This window comes from Actibacterium sp. EMB200-NS6 (genome assembly GCF_001305615.1).
Lineage (GTDB): Bacteria > Pseudomonadota > Alphaproteobacteria > Rhodobacterales > Rhodobacteraceae > Actibacterium_A > Actibacterium_A naphthalenivorans.
On sequence record NZ_CP010869.1, the window covers coordinates 3,533,010 to 3,549,078 of the forward strand.

General features: G+C 63.1%; 16 protein-coding genes, 1 tRNA gene, 1 pseudogene and 1 riboswitch. Of the genes and pseudogenes, 12 read left to right on the forward strand and 6 right to left on the reverse strand.

The window, feature by feature from the left end; translation table 11 throughout:
- Window positions 1-22 precede the first annotated feature (22 nt).
- The 4 genes from dapF (at window position 23) to TQ29_RS17190 (ending at window position 3,487) form a co-directional block, all read left to right on the forward strand.
- On the forward strand, window positions 23-859 hold the full coding sequence (gene dapF, locus TQ29_RS17175; protein ID WP_054540161.1) for a diaminopimelate epimerase: 837 nt from the start codon (window positions 23-25) through the stop codon (window positions 857-859).
- The gene (gene mtaB / locus TQ29_RS17180) at window positions 859-2,121 is read left to right on the forward strand and encodes a tRNA (N(6)-L-threonylcarbamoyladenosine(37)-C(2))-methylthiotransferase MtaB (RefSeq protein ID WP_054540162.1); all 1,263 of its coding nucleotides are present in this window, start codon (window positions 859-861) and stop codon (window positions 2,119-2,121) included. Before dapF ends, mtaB begins: the two co-directional genes overlap by 1 nt.
- Complete coding sequence (locus tag TQ29_RS17185; protein ID WP_054540163.1) at window positions 2,118-2,765, forward strand: glutathione S-transferase; 648 nt, start codon at window positions 2,118-2,120, stop codon at window positions 2,763-2,765. Before mtaB ends, TQ29_RS17185 begins: the two co-directional genes overlap by 4 nt.
- 113 nt (window positions 2,766-2,878) lie before the next feature.
- Window positions 2,879-3,487 (forward strand): glutathione S-transferase, encoded by a 609-nt coding sequence (locus tag TQ29_RS17190; RefSeq protein ID WP_054540164.1) that lies wholly within the window; start codon window positions 2,879-2,881, stop codon window positions 3,485-3,487.
- A 3-nt stretch (window positions 3,488-3,490) separates the two neighbouring features.
- On the opposite strand, the gene TQ29_RS17195 is transcribed toward TQ29_RS17190, so the two are convergent.
- On the reverse strand, window positions 3,491-4,141 hold the full coding sequence (locus TQ29_RS17195) for an outer membrane protein (protein ID WP_054540165.1): 651 nt from the start codon (window positions 4,139-4,141) through the stop codon (window positions 3,491-3,493).
- 255 nt (window positions 4,142-4,396) lie between these two features.
- On the opposite strand from TQ29_RS17195, the gene petA reads away from it, so the two are divergent.
- From petA to TQ29_RS20405, 5 genes and pseudogenes are all read left to right on the forward strand, one after another.
- The gene (gene petA / locus TQ29_RS17200; protein ID WP_037204857.1) at window positions 4,397-4,969 is read left to right on the forward strand and encodes a ubiquinol-cytochrome c reductase iron-sulfur subunit; all 573 of its coding nucleotides are present in this window, start codon (window positions 4,397-4,399) and stop codon (window positions 4,967-4,969) included.
- 11 nt (window positions 4,970-4,980) lie between these two features.
- A complete protein-coding gene (gene petB, locus TQ29_RS17205) occupies window positions 4,981-6,327 on the forward strand; it encodes a cytochrome b (protein ID WP_054540166.1) in 1,347 nt (448 codons plus the stop codon).
- 17 nt (window positions 6,328-6,344) lie between these two features.
- Window positions 6,345-7,133, forward strand: a complete 789-nt coding sequence (locus TQ29_RS17210) for a cytochrome c1 (RefSeq protein ID WP_054540167.1) — start codon at window positions 6,345-6,347, stop codon at window positions 7,131-7,133.
- A gap of 362 nt (window positions 7,134-7,495) precedes the next feature.
- Entirely contained in the window at window positions 7,496-7,699 is a 204-nt protein-coding gene (locus TQ29_RS21310; RefSeq protein ID WP_369817425.1) for a hypothetical protein, read from the forward strand.
- A gap of 31 nt (window positions 7,700-7,730) precedes the next feature.
- Window positions 7,731-7,976: pseudogene (locus TQ29_RS20405) on the forward strand (transposase); the annotation flags it as partial.
- Window positions 7,977-8,035: 59 nt separating this feature from the next.
- Here TQ29_RS20405 and TQ29_RS17215 read toward each other — a convergent pair.
- The 5 genes from TQ29_RS17215 to thiB form a co-directional block, all read right to left on the reverse strand.
- Window positions 8,036-8,137, reverse strand: a tRNA-Pro gene (locus tag TQ29_RS17215).
- A gap of 52 nt (window positions 8,138-8,189) precedes the next feature.
- Window positions 8,190-8,714: a hypothetical protein gene (locus tag TQ29_RS20795; RefSeq protein WP_157445623.1), complete on the reverse strand. Its 525-nt coding sequence runs from the start codon at window positions 8,712-8,714 to the stop codon at window positions 8,190-8,192.
- Window positions 8,715-9,010: 296 nt separating this feature from the next.
- Window positions 9,011-9,703 (reverse strand): thiamine ABC transporter ATP-binding protein, encoded by a 693-nt coding sequence (gene thiQ, locus TQ29_RS17225; RefSeq protein ID WP_054540169.1) that lies wholly within the window; start codon window positions 9,701-9,703, stop codon window positions 9,011-9,013.
- Window positions 9,690-11,264 carry a thiamine/thiamine pyrophosphate ABC transporter permease ThiP gene (locus tag TQ29_RS17230; RefSeq protein WP_054540170.1) on the reverse strand — a complete coding sequence of 525 codons (1,575 nt, stop codon included), beginning with the start codon at window positions 11,262-11,264 and terminating at the stop codon, window positions 9,690-9,692. Before TQ29_RS17230 ends, thiQ begins: the two co-directional genes overlap by 14 nt.
- Window positions 11,240-12,232, reverse strand: a complete 993-nt coding sequence (gene thiB, locus TQ29_RS17235) for a thiamine ABC transporter substrate binding subunit (protein WP_054540171.1) — start codon at window positions 12,230-12,232, stop codon at window positions 11,240-11,242. The genes TQ29_RS17230 and thiB overlap by 25 nt, the downstream gene beginning before the upstream one ends.
- Window positions 12,233-12,271: 39 nt before the next feature.
- Window positions 12,272-12,371: riboswitch (TPP riboswitch) on the reverse strand.
- A 121-nt stretch (window positions 12,372-12,492) separates the two neighbouring features.
- Here thiB and TQ29_RS17240 point away from each other — a divergent pair.
- The 3 genes from TQ29_RS17240 to aroC all read left to right on the forward strand — a co-directional run bounded on the left by TQ29_RS17240 (window position 12,493) and on the right by aroC (window position 16,023).
- Window positions 12,493-14,235 carry a SulP family inorganic anion transporter gene (locus TQ29_RS17240; RefSeq protein ID WP_054540172.1) on the forward strand — a complete coding sequence of 581 codons (1,743 nt, stop codon included), beginning with the start codon at window positions 12,493-12,495 and terminating at the stop codon, window positions 14,233-14,235.
- Window positions 14,236-14,355: 120 nt separating this feature from the next.
- Window positions 14,356-14,796, forward strand: a complete 441-nt coding sequence (locus TQ29_RS17245; protein ID WP_054540173.1) for a cytochrome c family protein — start codon at window positions 14,356-14,358, stop codon at window positions 14,794-14,796.
- A 123-nt stretch (window positions 14,797-14,919) separates the two neighbouring features.
- Window positions 14,920-16,023 (forward strand): chorismate synthase, encoded by a 1,104-nt coding sequence (aroC, locus tag TQ29_RS17250; protein WP_054540174.1) that lies wholly within the window; start codon window positions 14,920-14,922, stop codon window positions 16,021-16,023.
- The last annotated feature ends 46 nt before the right edge of the window (window positions 16,024-16,069 follow it).

Consider the following 16,069-nt stretch of genomic DNA (forward strand, 5'->3'; position numbering starts at 1 on the left):
ACCCCACGCTATATGCCGCCCCATGCGCAAGGCGGAAAACACCCCAGGCCTGCCCTTCATGAAAATGCATGGGCTTGGCAATGACTTCGTGGTCATCGACCAGCGGGCAGGCTCTGCCCCGCTGCCCGCCGCGCTTGTCACCGCCATCGCCGACCGTCATCGCGGCGTGGGATTCGACCAGCTTGCCGTCATCGAAGCGGCGCCGGATGCCGATGCGCGCCTGACCTTCTTCAATTCCGACGGCTCGCTTTCCGCCACCTGCGGCAACGCCACGCGCTGCATCGCCCGCCACATCATGGACGAGTCCGGCAAGCCCGCCCTGACCCTGATCACCGAACGGGGGCGGCTGACGGCCGAGGATGCGGGCGGCGGGCTGACCCGCGTGAACATGGGCGCGCCGCTGCTGAGCTGGCAGGAGGTGCCGCTGGCCCGCGCGATGGACACGCTGACCCTGCCCATCGAAGGTGCCCCCGTGGCCACCGGCATGGGCAACCCGCATTGCACCTTCTTCGTCGATGACGCCGAAACGGTCGATCTGGCGGCGCGCGGCGCGGAAATCGAACATCACCCGCTGTTCCCCGAACGCACGAATGTGCAATTCGCCAGCCTGATCGGCCCCGATCACCTGCGCATGCGCGTGTGGGAGCGTGGTGTCGGGGTCACGCTGGCCTCGGGCTCCTCCTCCTGCGCCACGGCGGTGGCGGCGGCGCGTCGCGGGCTGACCGGGCGCAAGGTGACGATCGAGCTTGACGGCGGCACCATCACGATCGACTGGCGCGATGATGGCGTCTGGATGGCCGGACCCACCGCGCATGTCTTTTCCGGCAGGTTCACGCCCGCCTTCCTGGGATCGGCCTGATGGCACCCACCGCCCCGAAGTTCACCACCCTCGGCTGTCGCCTGAACGCCTATGAGACCGAGGCGATGAAAGAACTCTCCGCCGCCGCCGGCGTGGAGAACGCCGTGATCGTCAACACCTGCGCCGTAACGGCAGAGGCCGTGCGCAAGGCGCGCCAGGAAATCCGCAAACTGCGACGCGACAACCCCGGCGCCAAGCTCATCGTTACCGGCTGCGCGGCACAGACAGAGCCTGAAACCTTCTCGAACATGGCCGAAGTCGATCTTGTCATCGGCAATACCGAAAAGATGCAGCCGCAGATATGGGCGGCGATGAAGGGGCCCGATTTCATCGGCGATACCGAAAAGGTGCAGGTCGATGACATCATGTCCGTCACCGAAACCGCCGGCCACCTGATCGACGGGTTCGGTTCCCGATCCCGCGCCTATGTGCAGGTGCAGAACGGCTGCGACCACCGCTGCACCTTCTGCATCATCCCCTTTGGCCGGGGCAACTCCCGCTCCGTCCCCGCCGGCGTGGTGGTGGATCAGATCAAGCGGCTGGTGGATCGCGGCTACAACGAGGTTGTCCTGACCGGCGTCGACCTGACAAGCTGGGGCGCAGACCTGCCTGCGGCGCCCCGGCTGGGTGATCTGGTCATGCGCATCCTGAAACTGGTGCCCGACCTGCCGCGCCTGCGGATCAGTTCGATCGACAGTATCGAGGTGGATGATAACCTGATGCAGGCCATCGCCACCGAACCACGCCTGATGCCGCATCTTCACCTCAGCCTGCAGGCCGGCGACGACATGATCCTGAAGCGTATGAAACGCCGCCACCTGCGCGACGATGCCATCCGGTTCTGCGAAGATTCCAAACGCCTGCGCCCCGATATGACCTTCGGCGCCGATATCATCGCCGGCTTCCCGACAGAGACCGAGGCGATGTTCGACAATTCGCTGAAGCTGGTGGACGACTGCGACCTTACCTGGCTGCATGTCTTTCCCTACTCTCCCCGCCCCGGCACGCCCGCGGCACGCATGCCCCAGGTCCACGGCACGGCCATCAAATCCCGCGCCGCCCGCCTGCGCGCGGCGGGCGAGGCACAGGTGGCCCGGCACCTGACCGCGCAGCTTGGCCAGACCCACCATATCCTGATGGAAAACCCCCGCATGGGCCGCACCGAACAGTTCACCGAGGTCACATTCGGCGCCGACCAGACCGAAGGCGGCATCGTCACCGCACGGATCACCGGACAGCACGGCCATCAGCTCACCGCATGACCCTGCCCATCCTCTATTCCTTCCGCCGCTGCCCCTATGCCATGCGCGCGCGGCTGGCGCTGGCCAGTGCCGGCATCCCGTGCGAGCTGCGCGAGGTGGTGCTGCGTGACAAACCCGCGGAACTGCTGGCCGCCTCGCCCAAAGGCACGGTGCCGGTGCTGGTGGCAGCGGACGCCACCGTCGAGCAAAGCCTGGAGATCATGCTCTGGGCGCTCTCGCGCAACGATCCCGAAGGCTGGCTCGATATGCCCGGCGAAGGCCACGCCCTCATCACCCAGATCGACGGCCCCTTCAAATCCGCCCTCGACCGCTACAAATACGCCTCCCGCCACACAGAGACCGACCCGGCACAGCAACGTGAAGACGCGGCTCTGATCCTGCTGGATTTCGACAAGAGACTCGCCCAAAACCCATGGCTGCTCGGTCCACGCCCGACTCTGGCCGACATGGCAACACTCACCTTCGTCCGCCAGTTCGCCATGGTTGACAAACCATGGTTCAACGCACAGCCCTGGCCCTGCCTCGCGCGCTGGCTCGCGGCTTTTCTGGCCTCCGGCAGGTTCACGGCGATCATGACGAAATACCCGCAATGGCACCCCGGCGAGTCCGCCACGCTCTTTCCCCCGCCCTCTTCATCTTTCTGAAAATATCCCCGCCGGAGGCATGAAACTTCTCCGCCGCACACACGCGGTGGTGAATGGACAGGGCGCATCCGGCACCATACCCTGCGCCCCGGTGAATCGACCCGAGGACGCACATGCAGCTTTTCCACTCCCCCACCTCGCCTTTCGTGCGCAAGGTCATGGTGGTCCTGCACGAAACCGGACAACTGCCGGCGGTAGAACTCCTCCCTGCTTCGGGCCATCCCCTCGCCTCGCAGAATATGCCGACCGCGCATAACCCGCTCGGCAAGGTTCCCACGCTGCTTCGCGACGATGGCCCGGCGATCTATGACAGCCGGGTGATCTGCCGCTTCCTCGACGCCCGGGCCGATGGCACGCTTTATCCCGAGGCGGGTATCTGGGAATCGCTGACGCTCGAGGCGACGGCAGACGGCATCATGGATGCCGCCGTCCTGATGATGTACGAGATACGCTGCCGGCCCGAAGAGATGCGCGTGGAAGACTGGGGCGAGGCGCAGTGGCAAAAGATCGTACGCGCGCTGGATGCGCTCGAAACCCACTGGATGGATCATCTGGCCACCGCCCGGCTGGACATCGGGCAGATCGCCACCGGCTGCGCGCTGGCCTATCTCGATTTCCGCCTCGGCAACCGCGACTGGCGCGGCGATCGGCCCGCGCTGGCAGGCTGGTGCGCCGAATTCACTCAGCGGCCGTCGATGCAGGCCACGATACCCGTGGGCTGATCGTCAGAAGCGGAAGGTCAGCCCGATGTTCAGCGCATTGGTGATGAGGTCCGTCTCCAGCGTTCCGCCGTTATCAAGATCCGCCTCGTTCTGGGTATAGGTGCCCTTGTATTCGCCGAACACCGCCCATTTGTCGTTCAGGTCATAGCTTGCACCGGCAACAAGCTGAAGCGCGGGCCCTGTCAGCTGATACTCGAATGTCTTGCCCCCGGCCGACTGGATATCGACATGCGGAATGGCAACACCGGCCCCCGCGCCGACATAGGGCGTCCACCGGCGCGACTCGGACGGCCAGCGATAGAAGGCGTTCAGTGTCACGATGTTCAGGCCATCGGTGAACTCCAGCCGGCTGAACCCGGTGTCCGCCAGCGTCTCGTCATCGGCATAGACCTTGGCGTGGTTGAACTCCAGCGCGAAGCCGACACGCTCGGTGCGCCACCAGGTCGCGCGAAAGCCGTAATAGGGCGGCATGTCGAACGATTTGCCGTCCCAGCCCGCGTTATAGTCGAACACCCCGACACCGCCCGGATCGTTGCCCTTGATCGTGCTGTGCGGCGCGCTCTGCACACCGGTGTAAACGCTGATCTCCACCTCTGCGGCCGCCGGGGTGGCAAGAAACGCGACAGGGAGGATGGCAAGGATGAGGGGCTTCATGGGAGACTCCGATCAAGGCGGTATGCCGGATTGCACGGCATGCTGGCAAAACCCGCCCGCAGGCGCAACCGCAAAACTCCGCATCACTTCGTCGCGGGGCTGCGGAAAATGCCGCCCCCGGCGCCACAGGGTTGTGAAATCGTCTCATGCGGGCAATGACTTCTAGACGTTGGCTTACAACCCCGCTAAGTAACCGCGCGTGAGGCTGCGCTGCCGTCGTGGCCCGATAGAATGGCCAAAGAAGGGAGTTTTCTCTTGTCCCACGCAGAAGCAGAAAGTGACCACGGCAGCACCCGCCGCGATTTTCTCTACTACGCCACGGCAGGCGCTGCCGCGGTAACCGCAGGCGCCGCTGTCTGGCCTCTGGTAAATCAGATGAACCCATCGGCCGACGTGCAGGCGCTCAGCTCCATCCGCGTCGATGTGTCCGGTGTCGAGGTCGGCACCCAGCTGACCGTCAAGTATCTTGGCAAGCCGATCTTCGTGCGCCGCCGCACCCAGGAAGAGATCGAAGCCGCCCGCGCCGTGCCGCTGTCCGACCTGATCGACAAAACCTCCGAAAACCCCAACCTGTCTCCCGACGCCACCGCCGAAGACCAGAACCGCACGCTGGACGAAGCCGGCGAATGGCTGGTGATGATCGGTGTGTGCACCCATCTGGGCTGCGTGCCGATCGGCAATGCCTCGGGTGATTTCGGCGGCTGGTTCTGCCCCTGCCACGGCTCGCATTACGACACTGCCGGGCGCATCCGCAAAGGCCCCGCGCCCGAGAATCTGTGGATTCCCGTCGCCGAGTTCGCGGATGAGACGACGATCAAGCTGGGTTGAGGGAGAACACGATGTCCGGAATTCCGCACGACCATTACGAACCGACGACCGGGGCCGAGAAATGGCTTCATCGCCGCCTGCCCATCGTTGGGCTGCTTTATGACACGCTGATGATCCCCACCCCCAAGAACCTGAACTGGATGTGGATCTGGGGTATCGTCCTGACCTTCTGCCTGGCGCTGCAGATCGTCACCGGCATCGTTCTGGCGATGCACTACACCCCGCATGCCGACATGGCCTTTGCCTCGGTCGAGCATATCATGCGCGACGTGAACGGTGGCCACATGCTGCGCTACCTGCATGCCAACGGCGCCTCGCTGTTCTTCGTGGCAGTCTATCTGCACCTGTTCCGCGGTTTCTACTACGGCTCTTACAAGGCGCCGCGTGAAGTCACCTGGATCATCGGCATGCTGATCTATCTGTGCATGATGGGCACCGCCTTCATGGGCTATGTTCTGCCCTGGGGCCAGATGTCGTTCTGGGGTGCCACGGTGATCACCGGCCTGTTTGGTGCGATCCCGTTCATCGGCGACAGCATCCAGACCTGGCTGCTCGGCGGGCCTGCGGTGGACAACGCCACGCTGAACCGCTTCTTCAGCCTGCACTACCTGCTGCCCTTCGTGATCGCGGCGCTGGTGGCGGTGCATATCTGGGCCTTCCATTCCACCGGCAACAACAACCCCACCGGGGTCGAGGTGCGCCGTAGCTCGAAAGCCGAGGCCGAGAAAGACACTGTTCCTTTCTGGCCCTATTTCGTGATGAAGGACCTGTTCGCGCTGGGTGTGATCCTGGTGGTGTTCTTCGCGATCGTCGGCTTCATGCCGAACTATCTGGGCCACCCCGACAACTACATCGAGGCGAACCCGCTTTCGACGCCCGCGCATATCGTTCCGGAATGGTACTTCCTGCCCTTCTACGCGATCCTGCGCGCCTTCACCTCCGAAGTCTGGGCGGTGCAATTCGTCGAATTCATCACCTTCGGCATCGTCAATGCCAAGTTCTTCGGCGTGCTGGCCATGTTCGGCTCGATCGTCGCGATGGCGCTGGCTCCCTGGCTCGATACCTCTTCGGTGCGTTCGGGCAAGTACCGGCCGATGTTCAAATGGTGGTTCGCCCTGCTGTGCATCGATTTCGTGGTTCTGATGTGGGTGGGTGCGCAAAGCACAGAGTTCCCGTATGACTGGATCTCGCTGATCGCCGCGACCTACTGGTTTGCCTATTTCTTCGTGATCCTGCCACTGCTCGGCGTGATCGAGAAGCCGACGGCACAGCCAGCCACCATCGAAGAAGACTTCAACGCCCATTACGGCAAGGGCGGAACCGACGGGGCCGCGGCCCAGCCGGCCCCGGCCGAGTGAGAGAAAGGATCAAAAACATGATCAGGAAACTCACCCTTTCGGCGCTTTCCGCCCTCGCCCTGACCACGGGCGCCGCGTTCGCGGCAGGCGGCGAAGCCACCACCCACGACGTGGACTTCTCGTTCGAAGGCCCGTTCGGCAAGTTCGACCAAATGCAGCTGCAGCGCGGCCTTCAGGTTTACACCGAGGTCTGTGCTTCCTGCCACGGTCTGCGCTACGTGCCGCTGCGCGCCCTGGGCGACGAGGGCGGCCCCGCGCTGCCCGAGGATCAGGTTCGCGCCTATGCGGAGTTTTACGAAGTGTTCGACCCGGCGCTGGATGATTACCGCCCCGCCACCCCGACCGATCACTTCCCGACCTCCAGCCTGGACAACGCGCCCGACCTCAGCCTGATGGCCAAGGCGCGCGCGGGCTTCCACGGGCCCTATGGCACCGGTCTCAGCCAGCTGTTCAAGGGCATCGGCGGGCCGGAGCATATCGTCGCGATCCTCACCAGCTTTACCGGCGAGGAAAAGGAAGAGGCCGGAACGCTCTACTACGGCAACACCGCCTTCCCCGGCGGCTGGATCGCCATGGCCCCGCCGCTGGTCGGCGAGGATGTGGAATATGCCGATGGACATTCCAACGAGATCCACCATGAGGCGGAAGATGTCGCCGCCTTCCTGATGTGGGCCGCAGAACCCAAGATGATGGCCCGCAAACAGGCCGGTTTCACCGGCGTCGTGTTTCTGGTGATCCTCACGGTTCTGCTCTATTGGACGAACAAACGGATCTGGGCCCCGCTCAAGGGCAAGAAAACGGCCTGAGGCCGAACCGATCCGGGAATTGAGAAGGCGGGCCACAAAATGGCCCGCCTTTTTCTTAGAGATATTATACTTGACGTACCCACTCCAAATATGAGCTACCCCCCGAAATTCGGACACTGACGTAAGCTACGATTTGTTGTCAGCTGATCTCCCAGCCACGTTCCGATGAACCTCTGGCTGCAGGCCGTCTACCTGATGTGCGCCAGCAAGAAGGGTATCAGCAGAATCAACTTCACCACACCCTCGGCGTCACACTTAAGACCGCATGGTTCATGTCGCACCGTATCCGCGAAGCTATGCGCTCAGACCGCACTTTCCAGTTCGGATCTGGCGGTGGGGTTGTCGAAGTTGACGAAACATTCATCGGCCAGAAGCACAAGAAAGCCGAGGCCGCACGTGGCTACGCTCACAAGAACGCCATGCTAAGCCTTGTAGACCGCACAACGGGCCGCTCAAACTCTTTCGTTGTTAAGGATGTGTCTAAGGCCACGCTTCTCCCTGTCCTTCGCGAAAAATATCGCCAAAGAAGCAATTGTCCACACGGACGAGGGGGGCCAGTATTCTAAGATGGGCTAAGACTTTGCGACGCATAGCAAGGGCAACTACGTTCGCGGTAACGTTCAGACAAACACGATTGAATGCTATTTCAGCATCTTTAAGCGCGGCGTGAAGGGCGTCTACCAGCACTGCGCCAAGAAGCATCTCCACCGCTATGCGGCTGAGTTTGAGTTCCGGCATAACAACCGTATAGCTAATGGTGCGGATGATCGACTTCGGGCTGACCTTGCTCTGCAGTCGATCGTAGGAAAAAGGCTGACGTATAAGCAGCCCCTAAACGACTAAGTTATTGGCAATCCTATCTACTTAGGAATTGCCAATGGAGTCAGTATGTTATAAAAAAGTGGTGCGGACGACCGGACTTGAACCGGCACGGGGCGAGTGCTTCCTAGGGCGGCCCCCGTAGCATCCAAAGCTACTATGTCTACCATTTCCACCACGTCCGCAGTGGTCCGCCCCAACCCTACTAGCGCTGGGTGAAGGGCGGTTTGCTTGATACTATATCAAGTCGTCAGCATCTACGGAGGGGGCATCTTTTGTCCTTTCGTGGTTAGAGTTCGAAGCGGAGGGTTCTCCAGGCAAGGATTGTTCCTCCGCTTCACCTTTATTCGTTTGCGCCAAGAACCAGCGACCGCTGTCCTCTCTGTATTTCCCCGATGCTTTTCCGTTGCGCAGTTCGCTTCTGATGGACGTAGCCTTTATCATCTTCTCAAAATCCGTTGCCGCACGATTGGAGATTTCCTTCGGGGTTAAGCCAGGATTTGACGCCAGAACTTCCATCACAAATCTTGGAACAATGCCTTTAGGAGCGCGCTTTCGCTCCGATGCTGGTCTATCATCGATATGCACAGGATCAGAAACCTTGTGCGCTCTAGGTTCTGCAACTGGCGCTTTTATATCAGAGTCTACAGATGTAAGATGCGCCAGCATTTCACGCTTGGCGTCCACTTTGCCGCGCTCATATGCAGCCGATTCAATACGGCGAATAATCGCGGCAATCTCGTCAATGTTGGTGCTGCTCATGAGTCGCCCCTTCTTAATGCTGCGGAGACGTTATGACGAAAACCATAACAACGCAAGGTGAGATTATGATCGGTAAAAAACAAATGAAGAACAAGTAAAGCGCTTCAAAGAAGCCGCCAGCGAGGTAGAAACGGACACGTCCGACGATGCCCTTGACAGGATCATGGGCAAGCTCGACCTGACAAAGAAGCCGGAAGCAGACGACAAGAAGGAAGACTAACCGCACGCCATTTCTGATGCGTTCAGGTTAACCACGGCGGCGGGTACGCAAAGTATAACATCGTCTTTTTCTTTGCCTAACCCAGATAGGCACGCAGGGCGGCGGGCGGATCCGCGAACAGCGCCTTGGTATCGCGCGGCGGATGCGCCATGCCTTCCGCCACCAGAATCGTCTGCCCGGCCACCATCACCGCTTCCTGCGGGTCATGCGTCACCATCAGAACCGTTGCGCCGGTTTCCTGCGCCAGCTCGCAGACAAGCGCCAGCATTTCCGCCTTCAGCGCCGGACCCAGCGCGCCGAACGGCTCGTCCAGCAGCAGCAATGGCCGCGCCCGCAACAGCACCCGCGCCAGCGCGACCCGGCTGCGCTGTCCGCCGGACAGGGCCGCCGGCTTGCGCGCGGCCAAACCGCCCAACCCAACCCGATCAAGGCTCTGTTGCACCTTGACCTGCTCTGCCGCGCTTAGTCGCAGATCGGGCCGCAGACCAAGGCCGACATTCTGCGCCACGGTCATATGCGGGAAAAGATTGTTGTCCTGAAACAGAACGCTGATCGGCCGACCGCCGGGGGCCAGCGGCGCCAGATCCTGCCCGTTCCACAGCACGCGCCCCGACTCGGGCGCGAAAAAGCCGGAAATCACGTCCAGCAGAGTGGATTTTCCGGCCCCCGAAGGCCCGATCACCGCCACCCGCGCGCCGGCGGGCACGCTGAAATCCGCGCGCAACACGAACGTGCCCTGACGGATCACGATCTTCTCAAGCGTCAGCATCCACACGCCCCCCTCTGTCGAACAGCCAGAACAGGCCGAGGCTCAGGATCAGCAGCAACAGTGCCGCGCCTGCCGCCTGTTCCATCCGGTAAGCCGCCATCAGCCGGTAAAGCTGCAACGGCAGCGTCGCCTGCGACGGATCGGCGAACAACGCGATCACCCCGAGATCGCCCATCGACAGCGCCGCCGCCAGCCCGGCCGAAAACCCGATCGGGCGGCGCAGGCGCGGCAGCAGCACAAGGCGCAGATGGGTAAAGCCGCGCATGCCAAGGCTTCGGGCCAGCTTGCCATAGCTCTCCTCTGCATCGCGCAGCGCGGGCACCAGCGCGCGGGTGGCAAAGGGCAGGCTCATCACCGCATTCACAACCGCCGTGACCGGCAGGGCCAGCGCCACGGGATCGGCGATTGGAAACAGCAGAATGAACAGCCCCGTGCCGATCACCAGCGGCGAGGCGGCGATGGCCAATGCGCCCACCCCCTCCATCATCCCGCCCGCGATGCCCCGGCCCAGCCGCACGGCCGCCAGCGAGAGCGGCAAGGCCAGCGCCAGGGTCAGCACGGCAGACCCAAGCGCCACCGCCACCGACCGCCCTGCCGCCGCGAAAACCGATGGGGGCAGCGTGAACAATGCACGCAGCCCGTCTGCCACGATCATCGCCAGCGGCAGGATCAGGAACAGCGCGGCCAGCGCGATCCAGGCGCCGTCCAGCAGCCTCAGGCCCCGATGCCGCGCGTCCCAGCGGGCGACGATCCGGTCAAGCCCCGCACCGCTGACACTCGGCACCGCCACCCACAACGTGAGCGCCGCCGCGATGGCCGACAGGCCGAATTGCACCAGTGCCAGAAGCGCCGCACGCGACAGGTCGAACTCGAATCGAAACGCCTGATAGATCGCCAGTTCCACGGTGGTCGCCTTCGGCCCGCCGCCCAGCGTCAGTGCCACCGCGAAGCTGGTCATGCAGATCACGAAGATCACCATGAAGGCGCCCGGCACAACCGCGCGCAGCATCGGGCGTTCCAGCCAGCGGGTCACATCGCGGGCGGCAAACCCGAGCGACGCCGCCAGCCGGAACCGCTCTGCCGGGATCGAAAGCCATCCTTGCAGGATCAGCCGGGTTGCCAGCGGCAGGTTGAAGAACACATGCGCGATCAGCACGCCCTGCAACCCATAGACGGAAAGCGGGCCGATCCCGACCACACCAAGAGCCGAATTCAAGAGACCATTCCGCCCGAATACGGCCAGAATTCCCAAAACCACAACGATGACGGGCAGAATGAACGGCGCCCCGAGCAGCGTGATCAGCAGGCCCCGGCCAGGAAATCGCCGCCGTGCCAGCGCCCGCGCGACCGGCACCGCCAGCGCGACGCTCAGAAAAGCCGACAGGGTGGCCTGCATCAGCGTGAACCGCACCGCCGCCCAATCCGCCGGGCCAAGCGCCGAGAACCGTTCGGCGCGCAGGAACACCGCCCCCAGCGTGCCCAGCGTCAGCGACAGGATCAGGGCGGCCACCGCCGCCCCGACCCAGACGCTGGCGCCTATCGGCTGAGCGCGGCGCGCCATTCCTCTAGCGCCTTGTCACGCATCGCCGCAGCCTCCGCGGCCGGGTAAATCAGGGACTGTTCCGGCGGAAGTGGCGCGGAAAACCCTTCGGGCAGGCCGCCATCGGGGATCACGGCGGGATACATCCAGTTGGTCGTAGGGATGATCGACTGGAACGTCTCCGACAGCATGAACCGCAGAAACTCCTGCGCCAGTTCCGGCTGATCGGAAGAGGCGATCCGGCCCGCCACCTCGACCTGCATGTAATGCCCCTCGGCGAAGGGCGCGGCGGCCTTGGTGTCATCCCCTTCCGCGATGATGTGATAGGCGGGCGAGGTGGTGTAGGACAGCACCATATCGGCCTCGCCCTCAAGGAACATGCCATAAGCCTCCGACCAGCCTTTGGTCACGGTCAGGATATGCGGCGCCAGCCCCTGCCACATCGCCTGCGCCCCGTCACCATAGGCCGCCTTGACCCACAACAGCAGGCCTAGGCCCGGTGTGGAGGACCGCGGATCCTGAATAACGATCTTCAGCGCCTTTGGCGCGGCGGCCAGTTCGGCAAAACTGGCGGGCGGGTGCGGCAGTTTCGTCTTGTCATACACGAATGCGAAATAGCCCCAGTCGTAGGGCAGAAAGAGCTCATCTTCCCACGAAACCGGCAAAGATAGAGCCACATCCGCCACCCCATGCGGCGCGAACAGCCCGGTTTCGGCGGCGGCGGCTGTCAGGTTGGTATCGAGCCCCAGCACCACGTCGGCATGTGTCCGCTTGCCCTCGAGCCGCAGCCGGCCCAGCAGCGCGGCGCCATCCCCCGCGCCGACGAACTGCAGATCGCAGCCGCATGTCGCCTCGAAGGCGGCCTCCACCTGCGGCCCCGGCCCCCATTCGGAAATGAAACTGTCATAGGTATAAACGGTGAGCACAGGCGTCTGGGCACCAGCCATGGTGGCAAGCAGGGCTCCCGCAGCGAAAATCGGATATCTCATGGTCATCCTCCATCCACGACGGGCGGGGTCAGGGTATGGAGTTTGTCCAGTTACCTTCCCTCCGCCGGTCTTAACCGGTTCAGGTTCAACGGGTTCGCGGATGCATCTCAGCCCGGACAGGGCACCCCGAGGTATCGCCGACCGTAATACACCGCTTGACGCGGGGCAAGCGAACGCGGTTGTTGGGGCCATCGTTCTTGTAATTCCGGGCGGGCAGCCTTAATCACATCATAAATTCTGAATATGAAAGACACCTTCCCGTGCGCCTTCCAGCCCTGAGAGCTTTCGAACGCTACCTGCCGATCCTTGATTGGGGGAAACGCTACAACCGCGATACATTCACCAATGACATCGTCGCAGCGGTGATCGTGACGATCATGCTGATCCCGCAGTCGCTGGCCTATGCGCTGCTTGCGGGCCTTCCGGCCGAGATGGGGCTTTATGCCTCGATCCTTCCGCTGATGGCCTATGCCATCTTCGGCACCTCCCGCGCGCTGGCGGTGGGGCCGGTCGCGGTGGTCTCGCTGATGACGGCGGCCGCGGTGGGCAACCTGGCGCTGCAGGGCACACCGGAATATGCCGCAGCCGCGATTATCCTGGCGTTCCTGTCGGGGCTGGTGCTGCTGGTGATGGGTTTTTTCCGGCTGGGCTTTCTGGCCAACTTTCTCAGCCATCCGGTGATCGCGGGGTTCATCACCGCCTCGGGGATCATCATCGCCACCAGCCAGCTCAAGCATATCCTGGGCATACCGGCCTCGGGCCACAACCTGCTGGAACTGGTGCACTCGATCCTGGCGCATCTGGCCGAGGTGAATTTCTGGACGCTGGCCATCGGCGTGCCGACCACGGCCTTTCTCTTCTGGGTCCGCAAGGGGCTGAAGCCACGTCTGATCGCCGCCGGCATTCCGCCGAAACTGTCGGATATCCTGGCCAAGGCCGGGCCGGTGGCCGCGGTGGTCGTGACCACGCTGGTAACCTGGGCACTCGGGCTGAACGATCGCGGCGTCGCCATCGTCGGCGACATCCCGAAGGGCCTGCCGCCGCTGACCATCCCGAAATTCGACATGGAGATCTGGACGAGCCTCATAGGCTCGGCGGTTCTGATCTCGATCATCGGGTTTGTCGAATCCGTCTCTGTCGCGCAGACACTGGCCGCCAAGAAACGCCAGCGCATCGTCCCGGATCAGGAACTGATCGGGCTGGGGGCCTCCAATATCGCGGCGTCGATCAGTGGCGGTTACCCGGTCACCGGCGGGTTTTCCCGGTCGGTGGTGAATTACGACGCCGGCGCCGAAACCCCCGCCGCCGGGGCCTTTACCGCCGTGGGCATCGCGCTGGCCACGCTCGCGCTGACGCCGCTCATCTTCTTCCTGCCCAAGGCCACGCTTGCGGCCACCATCATCGTGGCGGTTCTGTCACTCGTCGATTTCTCGATCCTGCGCACCACCTGGACCTATAACAAGGCCGATTTCGCCGCCGTCGCCGCAACCATCCTGCTGACCCTCGGCTTCGGGGTCGAGCTTGGCGTTTCTTCCGGTGTCCTGATCTCCATCCTTCTGTATCTCTACCGCACCTCGCGCCCGCATATCGCCGAGGTCGGCCTGGTGCCCGGCACCGAACATTTCCGCAATATCGAACGTCACAAGGTAGAAACCTCGCCCGAGATCCTGACCATCCGGGTGGACGAGAACCTCTATTTCGCCAATGCCCGCTATCTGGAGGATTACCTTTATGACCGCGTCGTGGGCGACAAGCAGCTCAAGCATGTGATCCTGATGTGCTCTGCGGTGAATGACATCGACACTTCCGCGCTTGAATCGCTCGAGGCGATCGACCACAGACTGACCGATATGGGCCTGAAACTGCACCTTTCAGAGGTAAAGGGCCCGGTGATGGACAGGCTCAGCCGCACCCATTTCCTGCACGAACTTTCGGGCCGGGTGTTTCTGACCCAGTATGGCGCCGTCAGGGAACTGACGCCCGCAAAACAAAAACGGGCCTGATTGGCGGCACGTTGTCGCGATCGGCGGAAAGTTGTGCCGGAACAGAGCCAGCAGGTTTGACCAGCGCCCGCGTACACTTAATGTTACACGGGAAATTCGAGAAACTCAGGGAGTGACCCAATGAAGCTTAAACTCGCCCTTGCCACCGCCGGCCTTCTGGCCGCCGCGCCCGCCTTCGCCGACAGCCACGGCGCGTCGGGCGACGTGGCCGCCGGGGAAAAAGCGTTTCGCCAGTGCATCGCCTGCCATGTGGTGGTGAATGACGCCGGCGAAACGCTGGCCGGGAGAAAGGCCAAAACCGGCCCGAACCTTTACGGCATCGCGGGGCGCCCGGCCGGGTCTGTCGAGGGGTTCAAATACTCCAAGGGCCTGCAGGCCGCCGGCGAGGCCGGGCTGGTCTGGAATGAAGAGGCTTTCGCGGAATATGTAAAAGACCCGAGCAGCTTCCTCAAGGAAGTGACCGGCGACAGCGGCGCGCGTTCGAACATGTCTTTCAAGGTTCGCAAGGAAGGCGACGCAGAAAACCTGTACGCCTATCTGGCCAGCCTTTCGGCCATGTAAGCGACCCCAACGAAAGCATGAAGGCCGCCCGGGTTTCCCCACGGCGGCCTTTTTCATGGGCCTGTCCAGGCTTGCGGCACACGGCCCCTGCGGCTATTCCCGCCGTGAAAAGGAGCACAGCGCATGAGCATCAACACCTTCGGCCACCTGTTCCGCGTCACGACCTGGGGCGAAAGCCACGGCCCCGCGCTCGGCGCCACGGTCGACGGCTGCCCGCCGGGCGTGCCGGTGGACGCGGCGATGCTGCAGCACTGGCTGGACAAGCGCAAACCGGGGCAGAGCAAGTTCACCACCCAGCGGCGCGAGGCCGATGAGGTGAAGATCCTGTCAGGCGTGTTCGAGGGCCAGACGACGGGCACGCCGATTCAGCTGATGGTCGAAAACACCGACCAGCGTTCGAAGGATTACGGCGATATCGCCGAGAAATTCCGGCCCGGCCATGCCGATATCACCTATTGGCAGAAATACGGGATACGGGACTATCGCGGCGGCGGCCGGTCTTCGGCCCGCGAAACCGCGGCGCGCGTGGCCGCCGGCGGCGTGGCACGCGAAGCGCTGAAAACGCTGGTGCCGGGGCTGGAGATCACTGGCTACATGGTTCAGATGGGCCCGCACGGCATCGACCGCGCCCGCTTCGACCGGGACGAGATCGGGCGCAACCCGTTCTGGACGCCCGATGCGAAAGCCGCCGAGGACTGGGCCGCCTATCTGGACGATCTGCGCAAGAGCGGCAACTCCGTCGGCGCGGTGATCGAGGTCGTCGCCCGTGGCCTGCCCGCCGGGCTCGGCGCCCCGGTTTATGGCAAGCTGGACACGGATCTGGCCGCCGCGATGATGTCGATCAACGCGGTGAAGGGCGTGGAAATCGGCGATGGCATGGCCAGCGCCGCGCTGACAGGCGTCGAGAATGCCGATGAGATCTTCATGGGGAACGACGGGCAGCCGGTGTTTTCCTCCAACCACGCCGGCGGCATTCTGGGCGGCATTTCCACCGGCCAGGAGGTTGTGGTGCGGTTCGCGGTAAAGCCGACCTCGTCAATCCTGACACCGCGCAAGACGATCACGCGTTCGGGCGCGGCGGCCGAGATTGTCACCAAGGGCCGGCACGATCCCTGTGTCGGCATCCGGGCCGTGCCGGTGGGCGAAGCGATGATGGCCTGCGTTTTGCTGGATCATGTGCTGCTGCACCGGGGGCAGATCGGCGAAAACCGCGGAAAGATCGGATAGGGCGCGCCGGCGACTTCATGCCTCCGGCGGGGATATTTTCGGAAAG

Excerpts from the sequence above, each read along its gene's own strand:
- dapF (WP_054540161.1), top strand. The coding sequence starts at position 23 with ATGCGCAAGGCGGAAAACACCCCAGGCCTGCCCTTCATGAAAATGCAT.
- TQ29_RS17210 (WP_054540167.1), top strand. The coding sequence starts at position 6,345 with ATGATCAGGAAACTCACCCTTTCGGCGCTTTCCGCCCTCGCCCTGACC.
- TQ29_RS17185 (WP_054540163.1), top strand. The coding sequence starts at position 2,118 with ATGACCCTGCCCATCCTCTATTCCTTCCGCCGCTGCCCCTATGCCATG.
- aroC (WP_054540174.1), top strand. The coding sequence starts at position 14,920 with ATGAGCATCAACACCTTCGGCCACCTGTTCCGCGTCACGACCTGGGGC.
- thiQ (WP_054540169.1), bottom strand. The coding sequence starts at position 9,703 with ATGCTGACGCTTGAGAAGATCGTGATCCGTCAGGGCACGTTCGTGTTG.
- thiB (WP_054540171.1), bottom strand. The coding sequence starts at position 12,232 with ATGAGATATCCGATTTTCGCTGCGGGAGCCCTGCTTGCCACCATGGCT.
- TQ29_RS17230 (WP_054540170.1), bottom strand. The coding sequence starts at position 11,264 with ATGGCGCGCCGCGCTCAGCCGATAGGCGCCAGCGTCTGGGTCGGGGCG.
- TQ29_RS17245 (WP_054540173.1), top strand. The coding sequence starts at position 14,356 with ATGAAGCTTAAACTCGCCCTTGCCACCGCCGGCCTTCTGGCCGCCGCG.
- TQ29_RS17195 (WP_054540165.1), bottom strand. The coding sequence starts at position 4,141 with ATGAAGCCCCTCATCCTTGCCATCCTCCCTGTCGCGTTTCTTGCCACC.
- mtaB (WP_054540162.1), top strand. The coding sequence starts at position 859 with ATGGCACCCACCGCCCCGAAGTTCACCACCCTCGGCTGTCGCCTGAAC.
- petB (WP_054540166.1), top strand. The coding sequence starts at position 4,981 with ATGTCCGGAATTCCGCACGACCATTACGAACCGACGACCGGGGCCGAG.
- TQ29_RS17190 (WP_054540164.1), top strand. The coding sequence starts at position 2,879 with ATGCAGCTTTTCCACTCCCCCACCTCGCCTTTCGTGCGCAAGGTCATG.
- TQ29_RS20795 (WP_157445623.1), bottom strand. The coding sequence starts at position 8,714 with ATGAGCAGCACCAACATTGACGAGATTGCCGCGATTATTCGCCGTATT.